The following is a 14411-nucleotide window of genomic DNA, read 5'->3' as shown; positions in this document are numbered from 1 at the left end:
ATTTATGGTATAATAGATCGATACTGTAATAAGGAAAATAGAATGAATATACAACAATTACGATATGTAGTGGCGATTGCCAATAGTGGTACTTTTCGTGAGGCTGCTGAAAAAATGTATGTGAGTCAGCCGAGCTTGTCTATTTCAGTACGCGATCTGGAAAAGGAACTGGGCTTTAAAATTTTTCGTCGAACTAGTTCGGGGACATTTTTGACCCGTCGGGGAATGGAATTTTATGAAAAAGCGCAGGACGTGGTTAAGGGGTTTGATATTTTTCAAAATCAATATGCCAGTCCTGAAGAAGAGAAGAAAGAATTCTCTATTTCTAGTCAACACTATGACTTCTTGCCGCCTTTGATGACGGAATTCTCGATTCGTTATCCGGAAAATAAAAACTTCCGCATCTTTGAGTCAACGACGGTTCAAATTTTGGATGAAGTGGCTCAAGGGCATAGTGAGTTGGGGATTATTTATCTCAACCGTCAAAATACCAAGGGGATTATGCAACGGGTCGATAAATTAGGGCTTGAAGTGGTGGATTTGATTCCTTTTCAGACTCATATTTACCTTCGCAAGGGACACCCTCTGGCTAAGAAGAAAAAACTGGTCATGGAAGATCTAGCTCAGTTGCCAACTGTTCGCTTTACCCAAGAAAAAGATGAGTACCTCTATTATTCAGAGAACTTTGTCGATACCAGTTCGAGCTCCCAAATGTTCAATGTAACCGACCGGGCTACCTTGAATGGGATCTTGGAGCGGACAGATGCTTATGCGACAGGATCAGGCTTTTTAGATAGCCAGTCAGTGAATGGCATTACCGTGATTCCTTTAGAAGACAACTTGGACAATAAAATGGTCTATGTCAAACGCGAAGAGATGGATCTCTCTCCTGTAGCAGAGAAGTTTGTCGAGGTCATGGTAGAGTATTTTGATCAAAAGAGGTAAGAAATGAAGAGAAAAACAATGGTTCCGGTAGCAATCGTGCTATTGGTCCTACTGGATCAGTTGGTCAAATGGTATGTAGTCAAGAACATTCCACTGGGTGTCGTTAAGTCGTTTATTCCCCATGTGGTCAGCCTGACCTATCTTCAAAACACAGGTGCAGCTTTTTCGCTTCTTGAAAATCAGCAATGGTTCTTTACCCTCATCACTCTAGTCGTGATGGTGGGGGCCTTTTACTATCTTTATAAGCACCTCAAGGGGTCGCTTTGGATGGTGACGGGCTTGACCTTGGTGATTGCAGGTGGCTTGGGGAATTTTATCGATCGCCTGCGTCAAGGCTTTGTGGTCGATATGTTCCACCTGGATTTTATGAATTTTGCCATTTTTAATGTAGCAGATAGTTATTTGACAGTTGGAGTTTTCTTGCTCCTGATCCTGATGTTGAAAGAGGAAACGCATGGAAATTAAAATCGAAGTAGCCGGTGCGCGACTGGATAAGGTTTTGGCGGATTTGACTCCCTTGTCACGAGCTGTAGCCAATGAGCAGATCAAAGAAGGAAAAGTTCTGGTCAATGGAACTGTGAAAAAAGCTAAGTATACGGTCAAAGAAGGAGACATCATCCAGTATGAAGTCCCAGAAGTGGAAGAGGTCAGCTATGACGCAGAAGATCTGCCCTTAGACATCGTTTATGAGGACCAGGATGTTGTGGTGGTCAATAAGCCTCAAGGCATGGTCGTTCACCCCAGTGCGGGTCATACCAGCGGGACCTTGGTCAATGCCCTTTTATACCATGTCAAGGACCTTTCAGGGATCAATGGGGAATTGCGTCCAGGGATCGTTCACCGGATTGACAAAGACACGTCAGGCCTCTTGATGGTCGCAAAAAATGACCAAGCCCACGTCGCCTTAGCAGAGGAACTAAAAGACAAAAAATCTCTCCGGAAGTATTGGGCCATTGTCCATGGCAATCTTCCTAACGATCGGGGCATGATCGAAGCACCAATTGGTCGCAGTGAAAAGGACCGGAAAAAACAAGCGGTGACGGCTAAAGGAAAACCTGCAGTGACCCGTTTTCAAGTCTTGGAACGCTTTGGAAATTACACCTTGGTAGAGTTGCAACTGGAGACTGGTCGCACCCACCAAATTCGGGTGCACATGGCCTATATTGGCCATCCAGTAGCCGGAGATCCTGCTTATGGACCTAAGAAAACACTCAAAGGACAAGGACAGTTTCTTCATGCGCGGACACTTGGTTTTACCCACCCTCGCACAGGAGAGACTTTGGAATTTACAGCAGAAGTGCCAGCGATCTTTGAGAAAACGCTGGAAGACCTTCGAAAAGGATAATGAAGAATGGCTGAATGGAGATTCAGTCACTTTCATTACATACGAAATAAATAGTATTAGAAAGAAGCATAGAGATGAAAGCAAAACGAATCGTCTTTAAAGTAGGGACCTCGTCTTTGACCAATCCCAATGGGAGTCTCTCCAGACAGAAGGTCAAGGTCATTACCCAGCAGTTGGCTCTCTTACACGAATCGGGTCATGAGTTGATCTTGGTCTCATCAGGGGCGGTTGCTGCTGGGTTTGGTGCCCTAGGTTTTAAGAAACGGCCGACTAAGGTGGCAGACAAGCAAGCCTCTGCGGCAGTTGGTCAAGGTTTATTGATGGAAGAATATACCTCTAATCTTCTTTTACGCAACATTGTTTCTGCACAAATTTTATTAACCCAGGATGACTTTGCGGATCAACGTCGCTATAAGAATGCCCACCAGGCCCTTTCTGTCTTACTCAACCGTGGGGCGATTCCGATTATCAATGAAAATGATACGGTTTCTATCGCTGAGCTAAAAGTTGGTGACAATGATACCTTGAGTGCGCAGGTTGCGGCCATGGCCCAGGCGGATCTTTTGGTGCTGTTGACGGATGTAGATGGCCTCTATACAGCCAATCCTTCTCAGGATCCAACAGCCAAGCGTTTGGAGCGGATCGAGCACATTTCTCGCGAGATGATCGAGATGGCTGGAGGTGCGGGTAGTAGCAATGGAACTGGCGGTATGCTGACCAAACTCAAGGCAGCCACCCTGGCGACAGAGTCAGGAGTTCCAGTCTATATTTGCTCGTCTCTCAAGCCTGATGCCTTGATCGAAGCGGCGCAAGAGCAAGCAGATGGCAGTTACTTCCTAGCAGAGGACAAGGGGTTAAAAACCCAGAAGCAATGGCTAGCCTTTTATGCAGATAGCAAAGGTGCCGTTTGGGTAGATGCTGGAGCAGCGCAAGCCCTGTTGGATCATGGAAAGAGTCTATTGATTTCTGGTGTGACCAAGGCAGAAGGCGATTTTTCTTATCACGACATCGTCAGCGTCTATCATCAAGAGACTGGTCAATTACTAGGAAAAGGCAAGGTCCGTCTCGGCCAATCAGCTGTGCGCGATCTACTCCAATCTAAAAAAGCCAAGGGAATCCTCATCCACCGGGATGACTGGATCTCGGTAACTCCTGAGATTGACCTACTCTTTACAGAATTCTAGAGGAAAACGTATGGGAACAACACAAGAACAATTAGCCTTAGCGAAATCAGCTAAGAAAAGCATCAATACAGCCAGTACCGCTCTTAAAAATCAGGCCTTGGAAGCCATGGCTAGCCAGCTTCTGAAAGCGACGGAAGCCATTTTAGTAGCCAATCAAATCGATATAGAAGCGGCACGCGGGAAGATCTCTGAAGTCATGCTGGATCGCCTATTTCTGGATCAAGAGCGGATTGCAGGGATGGCTCAAGGAATTCGTGCTTTAATAGACTTGCCAGATCCAATTGGGGAAGTGCTGGATACGGAAGTCTTGGAAAATGGTCTTGAAATCCAGAAAGTTCGAGTCGCTATGGGCGTCATCGGGATCATTTATGAAAGCCGTCCAAATGTAACGTCAGATGCTGCAGCGCTTGCCATCAAGAGTGGAAATGCAGTGGTCCTTCGTACTGGGAAGGATGCCTTTCATTCTGCTCAAGCGATCGTGACAGCCCTCAAGGCTGGATTGGAAGAAGCTGGACTCAATCCAGATCTGCTCCAACTGATCCAAGATACGAGTCGTGCATCTAGCCTTGCTATGATGAAGGCTAAGGGCTATCTGGATTTGCTCATTCCACGTGGTGGTGCTGGATTGATCCAAGCAGTGGTTGAAAATGCCATTGTCCCGGTTATCGAGACAGGAACTGGGATCGTCCATGTCTATGTGGATAAGGAGGCTGATTTCCAGAAAGCACTCGCCATTATCGAAAATGCCAAGACAAGCCGCCCATCCGTCTGCAATGCCATGGAGGTCTTGTTGGTCGATCGAGCGATCGCGTCTGATTTCTTGCCCTTGGTCAAAGAGCGTTTAGTGGATGATCGGGAAAGATCCGTTGAGTTGCGCCTAGATGAGCAAGCACAGGCTATCATTTCTGGAACAGCAGCACAGGAACAGGATTTTGATACCGAATTTTTAGATTATATTTTAGCAGTCAAGGTTGTTGACGGAGTGGAGGAAGCGGTGGACCACATTGAAGCTCACAGCACCCATCATTCGGATGCCATTGTGACTGAAAATCCTGAGACAGCCGCTTATTTCACCAAGAAAGTAGATTCAGCAGCCGTTTATGTCAATGCTTCTACACGCTTTACAGATGGGGGTCAATTTGGCCTAGGTTGTGAAATGGGGATCTCGACCCAAAAACTCCATGCGCGTGGACCCATGGGACTCCGGGAAATGACCAGTTACAAGTATATCGTCAGTGGAAATGGTCAAGTGAGGTAAGAAATGAAAGTTGCATTTATCGGTCTTGGAAACATGGGAGCTAGTTTAGCCAAAGCAGTTGCAAAAGAAGTGGATGCGCAAGACCTGCTCTTGGTCAATCGCTCTCCTCAAAAGGTGCAAGAGTTTATCAGCCAATATGGGGGAACAGCGTCTGATCTTGAACAAGTCTTTCAAGAGGCTGAAGTGATTTTTTTAGGGGTCAAACCCTATCAGATTTGCCCTCTCCTAGAGGAGTATCAAGGTATCTTGGCCCAACGCTCTAATCTCTTACTGGTTTCCATAGCTGCAGGCCTGGAACTAGAAAAGATGGCTGACGTGATCCAGAACGACCAGCTAGGGCTTATTCGCATCATGCCCAATACGCCTGTAGCCATTGGTCAAGGGGTTATCAGTCTGGCCCGCTCCCAAGCAGTGACAGACCAGCAAGTAGCCAAAGTCAACCAGCTCTTATCAGGAGCAGGGGCCCTCTATGAAATTGAAGAAAAATTGATGGATCCTGCAACGGCTGTCGCAGGCTGTGGGCCAGCCTTTGTCTATCAGATGATTGAAGCCATGGCAGATGCAGGAGTAGGATTAGGACTTACACGAGAGCAAGCCTTGCAGATGGCTGCACAGACCTTCCAAGGAGCTAGTCAAATGGTCCTAGAGACAGGCGAGCATCCAGCCCGCTTGCGAGATGCAGTTTGTAGCCCAGGTGGCTCTACTATTTTAGGAGTCAATCGCCTGGAACAAGTCGGCTTACGGGGCGACATCATTGCTGGAGTGGAAGCTGCATACAAACGCACCCAAGAAATGGGACAAGAGGCAGCGAAGGAATAGAAAAAGATTGGTTTTTTGGCCAATCTTTTTTACGTTAGAGCGACTCTATTTCTACCAAACCATTTTCGGTCAGACGATAGATTTTTTTGCAGACTTCTTTGAGGAAGGTCCGGTCGTGAGAGACCGTGACTAGTCCGCCTGCGTAGTCTGCGAAAAGGCGTCGAATTTCTGGTTGGGAAGTAGGGGAAAAATTGCGGGTAGGCTCGTCCAAGAGTAGAAACTGGGGACTTGTGAGGACTAGTTGTAGGAGAAAGAGTTTTCCTTGCTGACCACCAGAAAGTTCTGATATCGGATGGTGCATTTCAGAATAGGTAAAGTTGAGGGAGGCTAAATACAATTGAATGGTGTTGATTTCTTCGCGATCGCCTGAATGCTGTAAGAATTGAACGGGTGTCTGAGTCAGAGGGAGGCCTTCAGTGTAATCTTGAGGCATATAGGCAGTGCGGATGCTCTCATTCTTCTGTAGACTTTTCCATATCATTTTTAGGAAAGTGGATTTCCCCACACCGTTGGAACCGATAATCCCTATTTTATCCTGTCCTAGAAGAGTAAGGGAGAGGTTCTTGACCAGGACTCGGTCACCAATTGCGAGTTCTTCCTGATCTAATAGAAGGACTCGTTTTTGAGGAGACAAGGGAGTAAGGGGAGGAAAATGCAGATTGATGACTTCCTCATCATAGGGTTGAGAAGTCATGGATTGGAATTCTCGCTCGTAGCGCTTTTCTTGTGAGAGGAGGGACTTCATTTTCTTTGCCAGGAGACGTCCGGCAGTGCTATCCTTAGTGTTTCGTAAGGATGTTTCAACTTGCTGGCGGACGCGGCGATGCTTCTCCATTGTTTTCTTGTAGGTTCGTTGATCGTTGGCAGCTTGCTGGGACTGCTGCTTGAATTGTTGCTCCCTTTGGCTACTGTAGTCCTGATAGCCTATGTGCTCTACAATGGTTTCAGCCTCCTTGCGGTGTTTGATCTGTCTTAGGTGGATGATCGTATCCGCCGTCTGAGTCAAAAAATCCTCATGATGGGAAATAAATAGGATGGTTTGGGGACTGGTTTGGATCATCTGCTGGAGCCAGTCCAAGGTCTCCAAATCCAGATCGTTTGAAGGTTCATCTAAAAATAGTAATTCATGAGGACGGCAAAGTTCGTGAAGCAGTTGGACTTTGAGGGCTTCTCCTCCAGATAGACTTCCAATAATTTGGTCGCTTGAAAAGCGGTCGCTATCAAATTGCAATTGATCAGCCAGTCTGTAGAGGATGGCATAGTCTAGCTCGTCTTCTCCAAAAAAATATTCTTCCAATGTTTTTCCCTTCAATGCTTCCGGCAAAGACTGGGGAATATAGGCATAGGAGTGAAAATTAGTGGTGATTTCTCCTTCTATGGTCAGATAATCTGGTAGAGATTTTGGGGACATAAGGACTTGAAGTAAGGAAGATTTTCCATTCCCTTCTTCGCCAATAATAGCAACTTTTTCTCCTTCATGAATGGTCAGGGACAGATCACGAACCAGATCGCGTAAATCTTTTGTATGGCGGATAGTAAGGTGGGATAGTTTTAGCATAAGATTCCTTTCTACTGGGGCAAAAAAACAGCTCTACCTATTTAGTAGAGCTGTATTCAAGTGGAACCCAGGCAGAAAAAGACCTTATTTAGCCAAAAAAAGTTGGAAAATAGGCAAGAGGGTACACAAAAAGAGATAGAACAAGCAGTCCACTAAATAAAGTATTTTATTTAACGAAACTTAGTTGTTCATATCTCCTTACCTCCGAATATGATTAAATTTATTCTATTCCTTTTATTCCTTCTTGTCAAGGAATTCCTGACTTCTTATTCCCTTTTATTTTCGGACTCGGGGGGATTTTATGGTATAATTAAAGGTATGCATACAAAACCAACGTCCGCTTATGTCCACATCCCATTTTGTACCCAGATTTGTTTTTATTGTGATTTTTCGAAGGTCTTTATTAAGAACCAACCAGTCGATGCCTATTTGGAGCATTTGATCCAAGAATTTCGTCGGGAAGAAATCACAAACCTACGGACTCTCTATATTGGGGGTGGGACACCGACAGCTCTAACTGCGGATCAGCTAGCCTATCTTCTCAAGGAGCTGACCAAGTCGCTTGATCTGTCTCAGATGGAAGAGCTGACGATCGAGGCCAATCCTGGTGATTTGGATCCGGATAAGATTGCGGTCTTAAAGGATTCGCCGGTTAATCGGGTTTCATTGGGAGTGCAGACCTTTGATAATCGTTTGCTCAAGAAGATTGGTCGAAGCCACCAAGAGCAGGACATTTATGACAATATCGACCGTCTGAAACTGGCTGGTTTTGACAATATTTCGATTGACCTCATCTATGCCCTTCCGACGCAAACCATGGAGCAGGTCAAGGAAAATGTCGCTAAGGCTCTTGGCCTCGATATTCCCCATATGAGTCTTTATAGCTTGATTCTGGAGAATCACACAGTCTTTATGAATCGCATGAGACGGGGCAAGCTTCCTCTACCTAAAGAGGAGCTGGAAGCGGAGATGTTTGAATACATCATTCAGGAGTTGGAGCGTGCAGGCTTTGAGCATTACGAAATTTCCAATTTCTCCAAGCCTGGTTTTGAAAGTCGACATAATCTCATGTATTGGGATAATGCCGAGTATTATGGTCTGGGAGCTGGAGCATCCGGCTATGTCAACGGTGTTCGCTACAAGAATCATGGACCTATTCGTCACTATATGCAGGCTGTTGATAAGGGAAATGCGCGTGTCCAAGAAGAACATCTGACTCAGACTGAAATGATGGAAGAAGAGATGTTTCTGGGACTCCGTAAGAAAACTGGTGTTTCTAAGAAGCGTTTCGAAGAGAAATTTGGTGTGAATTTTGACCAACAATATGGACCAGTGGTTGAGGAATTGACCCAGCAGGGCCTTTTGGTACCTGACAAGGACATTGTACGAATGACCAAGAAAGGTCTCTTTTTAGGAGACACTGTAGCAGAGAAGTTTATTTTGGAGTAGAAGATGGCAAAAACATTTGAATACAGCATGAAAATTCCGTTTGATATGAGCGATGTCAATGGTTATATTAAGATTCCCCAATTGATCTTACTGTCTTTACAGGTATCGGGCATGCAATCGATTGAGCTGGGTATGAGTGATATGTACATTTTAGAGAACTACAATCTAGTCTGGATTATCACGGATTACAATATGAAGATCGAGCGTCTCCCTGTTTTTGATGAGAAAATCACTATCGAAACCTATGCCAAGAGTCACAATCGACTTTTCTGCTACCGGGCCTTTAATATCAAGGATGAAGCAGGAAATACTATCATTGAGATGGTCGCGACCTTTGTCTTGATGGATCGTGATACACGCAAGGTTCATCCTGTTATGAGTGAAATCACGGATGCCTTTGACTCTGAATTTTCAAAAACCATGCTCCGTGGTCCCCGTTTCAAAGAATTAGAAGGCGGCGTCGAACAAGAATACCGGGTTCGGTTTTACGACTTGGATATGAACGGACATGTCAACAATAGCAAGTACTTGGACTGGGTTTTTGAGGTGATGGGAGCAGACTTCTTGACCCATCATATCCCTAAAAAAGTTCATCTAAAATATGTCAAAGAAGTGCTAGCAGGAGGTCTCATCACCTCTCAATATGAACAAGAGGGCTTGAAAACTCAGCACCAAATTACTTCAGATAGTCAGATCAATGCCCAAGCTGAAATTGAGTGGGAAGAAGTAGAAGAAAAGGGTTGGAATTATGGAAAGTAGAAGATTAAAAAATAAAAAACAGGAACTTGAAAGCTATCAAAAACGGGTTGTGGCCTATGCCAAGCGTCAAAAGAACCCTTTGTACATGTTGGGAGATTGGCTCTTGACTCTTTGTGCTTTGGGCATCATCCTGGTAGAGGAAATTTATAAATTTTTCCGCTATCGCTTGAATTTAGAGAGTTTTAATCGCTTTTTAAGAGAAGATATACGCTGGTATCGGGTCTGGATCCATTTCACCTTGGCCTTTCTTTTACCGGTCATGATCTTCTCGATTGGGATTACTAGCCAATCAGGATCCTTCTGGTCCAATTTCTATCACCGCTTGTCTCAAGGCGTGCTCTTTAGCACGACAGTCAGCCTCGCTGCGACCTTGGTGACGGATTTTGTGGAGAATTTGCAACCAGAAACTAAGTCTGACGGGAAAAATCGGAGCACTAAACGCACGGTTTATCAAATCAGTGTGGATCAGGCAACCGTGATAGGCTTGTTATTGACCATTGTGATCCTCATGGTAGCATCCTTCTTGTTCACCCAATCGGGAAGTCAAGGGATTAATTTTACAGGTTTGGTGTTACAATTTGTCCTCTATGCTGGTGCATTGCTCTTATATGGTTCTGGTGGACGAGTCGATGCAGAGAAGTTTCATGAAGAAGCTGACACAGAAAGGGAAGAATAAATGCACTATAAGGGCTATTTGATTGATTTGGATGGCACTATTTACAAAGGAAAATCACGAATTCCTGCAGGAGAAGCTTTTGTTCATGAACTGCAGGCGCGTGAGATTCCCTATCTCTTTGTGACCAACAATACAACCCGCACACCAGAGACTGTTCGGGATATGCTGGCGAATCACTTCAATATTGAAACCCCTGTGTCGACCATCTATACAGCTACCCTTGCGACCATTGACTACATGAATGACCAAAACTTGGGCAAAAAAGTCTATGTGATCGGAGAAGCAGGGCTCAAAGATGCTATTGAAGAAGCTGGCTATATCATCGATGAAGAAGCACCTGATTATGTGGTGATTGGACTGGATTGGCAAGTGGATTATGAGAAGTTTGCTATTGCGACCTTGGCGATTCAAAAGGGAGCTCACTTTATCGGGACCAACCCTGACCTCAATATCCCAACTGAGCGTGGCTTGTTGCCGGGTGCAGGATCTCTGATTGCCCTTGTTGAAGCAGCGACACGGGTCGAGCCTGTGATCATTGGCAAACCAAAGGCCATCATTATGGATAAGGCCATTGAACACCTGGGGCTTGCAAGAGAAGAAGTGGTTATGGTTGGGGACAATTATTTAACAGATATTCGTGCGGGTATTGACAATGGGATTCCAACCCTTTTGGTAACGACAGGTTTTACCAAACCAGAAGAAGTGCCAACCTTACCAATTGCACCGACACATGTTGTTGCCAGTCTAGCGGAGTGGGATTTTGATGCTTAAAAGTTTGAAATCAATTAACCTATTTTTCTTTATCTTGTCAGCTGCAATCCTTCTCACCATTGCTCTCGCTTGGGCCCTCTATCCCATGGAGATTCATTGGTTGGGGATTCAAAGTCGGACTGGTTTTTCGGCATCTGTCATCATGAAGAATTTTAATGTTTTGATGAACTATTTGACCAATCCGTTTCAATGGGTGTTGAAGATGCCTCAATTCCCCTCTTCAAAAAATGGACTGCACCATTTTGAGGCCGTCAAGTACCTATTTCACTTAGTGACAGTCGTTTTCGTGGTGACACTCCCTGGTTTTATCCAGTTTATGCGGACAGTTGTCAAAAAAGGCTACTTGGCCTTGTACCGTAGTCTCTTCTTTTGGATGATGGTTTTACCAGTAGTGCTTGCAGTGGTGGCTGTTATGATTGGCTTTGATCAATTCTTTACGCTCTTTCATCAGGTCTTATTTGCTGGGGACAATACTTGGCTCTTTGATCCGCGCGTGGATTCGATTATTCTTGCATTACCAGAAGACTACTTTATGCATGCCTTTTTGATTTTCTTTGTCTTATACGAAGGAATGTGTGCGAGTTTTTATCTATTTTCTAGGAGGAAGAAATGAACCAATACAACCGATTATTAGACCCTAAAAAAGATATAGGAAGGTATTCCGGGACACTTGCTATTTATCTCTTGGTAATGACCTTAGTAACAGTCCTGTGGGAAGTCCTCCTTGGATTGACCATAGCAGGCTCTCTCAGAAAAGATCCGAGTCAAGTAACGGAGAAACTCAATGCCCTGAATGTTTGGGCTGGTATTCCCTACCTTATCTCTATTTCCATTGGACTCTTTCTCTTTAATGCCTATCGTAAGAAGGCCCTCTATAAATATGATCTTAAGCACAAGGGACGTAAGATGACTCTTTCAGTCTTCTTTATCCTTCTCGCCTTTCTTGGCTTTTCTCAAGTCTTTTCATCTGTGATGACACAAGTGATTGAGCGCATGTTTGAGACCATTGGCCTTCATTCTCCAACACCCGATCTAGGTGATACGATTGAGCGATCATGGACCATGCTCTTGTATGCTGGCTTTTTTGGTCCTATCACAGAGGAATTCTTCTTCCGTGGGGCAGGCTTGCGTGGCCTGGAACGGTATGGCAAGATCTTCGCCATTGTCATGACGGCTATCTTGTTTGGTCTCTTCCATGCCAACTTTGACCAGCTCTTTTTCGCAAGTATTATTGGCCTAGGATTCGGCTACATTGCCTTTGAATACAATATCTGGTGGGCTATTTTCTATCACATTTTCAATAATTTTGTGATTTCCCAAGGCTTGCATTATGTGGCCTATCATGTGGACGAGGGACTAGCGAATTGGCTCCAAATCGGTGTTTTAGCCATTGGTTCCATTGTCATGATAGTGGTTCTTGCGACTAAATGGCCAGCTATCAAGGCTTATATTCAAGTCAATAAACCTCAACCGGGAGTTTTCCAGCGTGCCCTCGCGTCCTTCTGGTTCTGGTTCTTCGTGTTATTTACTATCCTGATGTCTATTGTTCCTTATGTGATTCCGATCTTCCAGATGGCTAATCTCAAAGGATAAAGTTTATCGATTGCTAGTAAAGGGGGATCCTTTAAGATCCCTCTTTTTGCTATGAAAAAGGGCAAGTGAAGATGAAGGAGTGAGGATGAGGGTCTGATATACTATTTAATAATTATTTTTTACTTGATGAAGGTGGATAACAATAATACAAACAAACTAGAGAGAGGCTAACCCCTCCCTTTTTTGCTATAATAGAGAGTATGAATAACTTGATTAAATCCAAGCTCGAGCTCTTGCCGACGAGTCCGGGCTGTTACATTCACAAAGATAAGAACGGAACCATCATCTATGTGGGGAAGGCCAAGAATCTTCGCAACCGGGTGCGGTCCTATTTCAGAGGGAGCCACGATACCAAGACAGAAGCCCTGGTATCTGAGATTGTGGATTTTGAATTTATCGTCACCGAGTCCAATATTGAGGCCTTGCTTCTTGAGATCAACCTCATCAAGGAGAACAAGCCCAAGTACAATATCATGCTCAAGGACGACAAGTCCTATCCCTTCATCAAGATTACCAATGAGCGCTATCCGCGTCTCATCATCACGCGCCAGGTCAAAAAGGATGGTGGTCTCTATTTCGGTCCCTATCCAGATGTGGGAGCGGCTAATGAGATCAAGCGGCTATTGGATCGAATTTTCCCATTCCGCAAGTGTACCAATCCGCCTTCTAAGGTTTGCTTTTACTACCATTTAGGGCAATGTATGGCTCACACAGTCTGCCACAAGGACGAGGCCTATTTCAAGGGTATGGCCCAAGAGGTCTCTGATTTCCTCAAGGGGCAGGATGACAAGATTATCGATGAGCTCAAGCTCAAGATGAATACCGCTGCGCAAAACATGGAATTCGAGCGGGCGGCAGAGTACCGGGATCTGATCCAGGCTATTGGGACCCTGCGGACCAAACAGCGGGTCATGGCCAAGGATTTGCAGAACCGGGATGTCTTTGGCTACTACGTGGACAAGGGTTGGATGTGTGTGCAGGTCTTCTTTGTCCGTCAGGGCAAGCTGATCGAGCGCGACGTCAATCTTTTCCCTTACTACAATGATCCGGACGAGGATTTCTTGACCTATGTGGGGCAGTTTTACCAGGAGAAATCCCACCTGATCCCCAATGAAATCCTGATTCCTCAGGATATCGACGAGGAAGCAGTCAAGGCCATAGTGGATACTAAGGTTCTCAAGCCCCAGCGTGGGGAGAAGAAGCAGTTGGTCAATCTGGCCATCAAGAATGCGCGTGTCAGTCTGGAGCAGAAGTTCAATCTCCTTGAAAAATCCATGGAAAAGACCCAAGGTGCCATTGAAAATCTTGGAAAACTCCTGCAAATCCCAACTCCTGTGCGTATTGAATCTTTTGACAACTCCAACATCATGGGGACCAGTCCGGTCTCAGCCATGGTGGTCTTTGTCAACGGGAAGCCAAGCAAAAAGGACTACCGCAAGTACAAGATCAAGACCGTCGTCGGGCCAGACGACTATGCCAGCATGCGGGAGGTCATTCGCAGACGCTATAACCGGGTCATGCGGGATGGCCTGACGCCACCAGATCTGATCGTCATCGATGGGGGTCAGGGCCAGGTCAATGTCGCTAAGCAAGTCATCCAGGAAGAGTTGGGGCTGGACATTCCTATTGCAGGACTTCAGAAGAATGACAAGCACCAAACCCATGAATTGCTCTTTGGCGATCCTCTCCAAGTCATTGAACTCTCTCGGACCTCGCAGGAATTTTTCCTCCTGCAACGGATCCAGGATGAAGTCCACCGTTTTGCCATCACCTTCCACCGCCAGCTTCGTTCTAAGAATTCCTTCTCTTCTCAGCTGGACGGCATCGAAGGCTTAGGACCAAAACGCAAGCAATTGCTGATGAAGCACTTCAAGTCACTGACCAAGATCAAAGAAGCTACTGTAGATGAGATCGTCACAGTCGGCATTCCACGAGCAGTCGCGGAGGCAGTGCAAGCCAAGCTCCATCAAGGACAGCAAGAAGAAGCAAGTCCCTTGGTGGAAGTGGCGGAGTCCGCAAAAGACTTGCAGTAAAGATAGGACACCAGAGGGTCA

14 protein-coding genes are annotated in these 14411 nt (G+C 45.4%); 13 read left to right on the top strand and 1 reads right to left on the bottom strand.

Annotation, left to right across the window (positions count from 1 at the left end):
• Window positions 1–42: 42 nt before the first annotated feature.
• The 6 genes from PCY11_RS03815 to proC all read left to right on the top strand — a co-directional run bounded on the left by PCY11_RS03815 (window position 43) and on the right by proC (window position 5551).
• Window positions 43–945, top strand: a complete 903-nt coding sequence (locus tag PCY11_RS03815; protein WP_003001728.1) for a LysR family transcriptional regulator — start codon at window positions 43–45, stop codon at window positions 943–945.
• A 3-nt stretch (window positions 946–948) separates the two neighbouring features.
• On the top strand, window positions 949–1410 hold the full coding sequence (lspA, locus tag PCY11_RS03810; RefSeq protein ID WP_003001852.1) for a signal peptidase II: 462 nt from the start codon (window positions 949–951) through the stop codon (window positions 1408–1410).
• On the top strand, window positions 1400–2290 hold the full coding sequence (locus PCY11_RS03805) for an RluA family pseudouridine synthase (RefSeq protein ID WP_195423361.1): 891 nt from the start codon (window positions 1400–1402) through the stop codon (window positions 2288–2290). The genes lspA and PCY11_RS03805 overlap by 11 nt, the downstream gene beginning before the upstream one ends.
• Window positions 2291–2364: 74 nt before the next feature.
• Complete coding sequence (gene proB / locus PCY11_RS03800) at window positions 2365–3474, top strand: glutamate 5-kinase (RefSeq protein WP_247919656.1); 1110 nt, start codon at window positions 2365–2367, stop codon at window positions 3472–3474.
• Between the two features lie 10 nt (window positions 3475–3484).
• Window positions 3485–4732 carry a glutamate-5-semialdehyde dehydrogenase gene (locus PCY11_RS03795; protein ID WP_301362501.1) on the top strand — a complete coding sequence of 416 codons (1248 nt, stop codon included), beginning with the start codon at window positions 3485–3487 and terminating at the stop codon, window positions 4730–4732.
• 3 nt (window positions 4733–4735) lie between these two features.
• Entirely contained in the window at window positions 4736–5551 is an 816-nt protein-coding gene (proC, locus tag PCY11_RS03790; protein WP_247919658.1) for a pyrroline-5-carboxylate reductase, read from the top strand.
• Window positions 5552–5585: 34 nt separating this feature from the next.
• Here proC and PCY11_RS03785 read toward each other — a convergent pair whose 3' ends face one another.
• On the bottom strand, window positions 5586–7109 hold the full coding sequence (locus PCY11_RS03785; protein ID WP_301362500.1) for an ATP-binding cassette domain-containing protein: 1524 nt from the start codon (window positions 7107–7109) through the stop codon (window positions 5586–5588).
• 318 nt (window positions 7110–7427) lie between these two features.
• Between PCY11_RS03785 and hemW the strand changes: the two genes are divergently transcribed.
• From hemW to uvrC, 7 genes are all read left to right on the top strand, one after another.
• On the top strand, window positions 7428–8558 hold the full coding sequence (gene hemW / locus PCY11_RS03780; protein ID WP_195529673.1) for a radical SAM family heme chaperone HemW: 1131 nt from the start codon (window positions 7428–7430) through the stop codon (window positions 8556–8558).
• Window positions 8559–8561: 3 nt separating this feature from the next.
• On the top strand, window positions 8562–9317 hold the full coding sequence (locus PCY11_RS03775) for an acyl-ACP thioesterase domain-containing protein (protein ID WP_021153379.1): 756 nt from the start codon (window positions 8562–8564) through the stop codon (window positions 9315–9317).
• A complete protein-coding gene (locus PCY11_RS03770) occupies window positions 9307–9993 on the top strand; it encodes a hypothetical protein (RefSeq protein ID WP_021153378.1) in 687 nt (228 codons plus the stop codon). Before PCY11_RS03775 ends, PCY11_RS03770 begins: the two co-directional genes overlap by 11 nt.
• Window positions 9994–10764 carry a TIGR01457 family HAD-type hydrolase gene (locus tag PCY11_RS03765; protein WP_301362499.1) on the top strand — a complete coding sequence of 257 codons (771 nt, stop codon included), beginning with the start codon at window positions 9994–9996 and terminating at the stop codon, window positions 10762–10764.
• Complete coding sequence (locus PCY11_RS03760) at window positions 10757–11377, top strand: TIGR01906 family membrane protein (RefSeq protein ID WP_031573659.1); 621 nt, start codon at window positions 10757–10759, stop codon at window positions 11375–11377. The genes PCY11_RS03765 and PCY11_RS03760 overlap by 8 nt, the downstream gene beginning before the upstream one ends.
• Window positions 11374–12357, top strand: coding sequence for a CPBP family intramembrane glutamic endopeptidase (locus tag PCY11_RS03755; RefSeq protein WP_031573660.1), 984 nt, complete (start codon window positions 11374–11376; stop codon window positions 12355–12357). Before PCY11_RS03760 ends, PCY11_RS03755 begins: the two co-directional genes overlap by 4 nt.
• A 200-nt stretch (window positions 12358–12557) precedes the next feature.
• Window positions 12558–14390 (top strand): excinuclease ABC subunit UvrC, encoded by a 1833-nt coding sequence (gene uvrC / locus PCY11_RS03750; RefSeq protein ID WP_301362498.1) that lies wholly within the window; start codon window positions 12558–12560, stop codon window positions 14388–14390.
• Window positions 14391–14411 lie beyond the last annotated feature (21 nt).

The organism is Streptococcus sp. SP8, from assembly GCF_030440045.1.
Lineage (GTDB): Bacteria > Bacillota > Bacilli > Lactobacillales > Streptococcaceae > Streptococcus > Streptococcus parasanguinis_I.
Note: the sequence above shows the minus strand (reverse complement) of the source record. Positions and strands in the feature narration are given on the sequence as shown.

Excerpts from the sequence above, each read along its gene's own strand:
- PCY11_RS03805 (WP_195423361.1), top strand. The coding sequence starts at position 1,400 with ATGGAAATTAAAATCGAAGTAGCCGGTGCGCGACTGGATAAGGTTTTG.
- PCY11_RS03765 (WP_301362499.1), top strand. The coding sequence starts at position 9,994 with ATGCACTATAAGGGCTATTTGATTGATTTGGATGGCACTATTTACAAA.
- hemW (WP_195529673.1), top strand. The coding sequence starts at position 7,428 with ATGCATACAAAACCAACGTCCGCTTATGTCCACATCCCATTTTGTACC.
- PCY11_RS03815 (WP_003001728.1), top strand. The coding sequence starts at position 43 with ATGAATATACAACAATTACGATATGTAGTGGCGATTGCCAATAGTGGT.
- PCY11_RS03775 (WP_021153379.1), top strand. The coding sequence starts at position 8,562 with ATGGCAAAAACATTTGAATACAGCATGAAAATTCCGTTTGATATGAGC.
- PCY11_RS03755 (WP_031573660.1), top strand. The coding sequence starts at position 11,374 with ATGAACCAATACAACCGATTATTAGACCCTAAAAAAGATATAGGAAGG.
- lspA (WP_003001852.1), top strand. The coding sequence starts at position 949 with ATGAAGAGAAAAACAATGGTTCCGGTAGCAATCGTGCTATTGGTCCTA.
- PCY11_RS03770 (WP_021153378.1), top strand. The coding sequence starts at position 9,307 with ATGGAAAGTAGAAGATTAAAAAATAAAAAACAGGAACTTGAAAGCTAT.
- proC (WP_247919658.1), top strand. The coding sequence starts at position 4,736 with ATGAAAGTTGCATTTATCGGTCTTGGAAACATGGGAGCTAGTTTAGCC.
- proB (WP_247919656.1), top strand. The coding sequence starts at position 2,365 with ATGAAAGCAAAACGAATCGTCTTTAAAGTAGGGACCTCGTCTTTGACC.
- uvrC (WP_301362498.1), top strand. The coding sequence starts at position 12,558 with ATGAATAACTTGATTAAATCCAAGCTCGAGCTCTTGCCGACGAGTCCG.
- PCY11_RS03785 (WP_301362500.1), bottom strand. The coding sequence starts at position 7,109 with ATGCTAAAACTATCCCACCTTACTATCCGCCATACAAAAGATTTACGC.
- PCY11_RS03760 (WP_031573659.1), top strand. The coding sequence starts at position 10,757 with ATGCTTAAAAGTTTGAAATCAATTAACCTATTTTTCTTTATCTTGTCA.
- PCY11_RS03795 (WP_301362501.1), top strand. The coding sequence starts at position 3,485 with ATGGGAACAACACAAGAACAATTAGCCTTAGCGAAATCAGCTAAGAAA.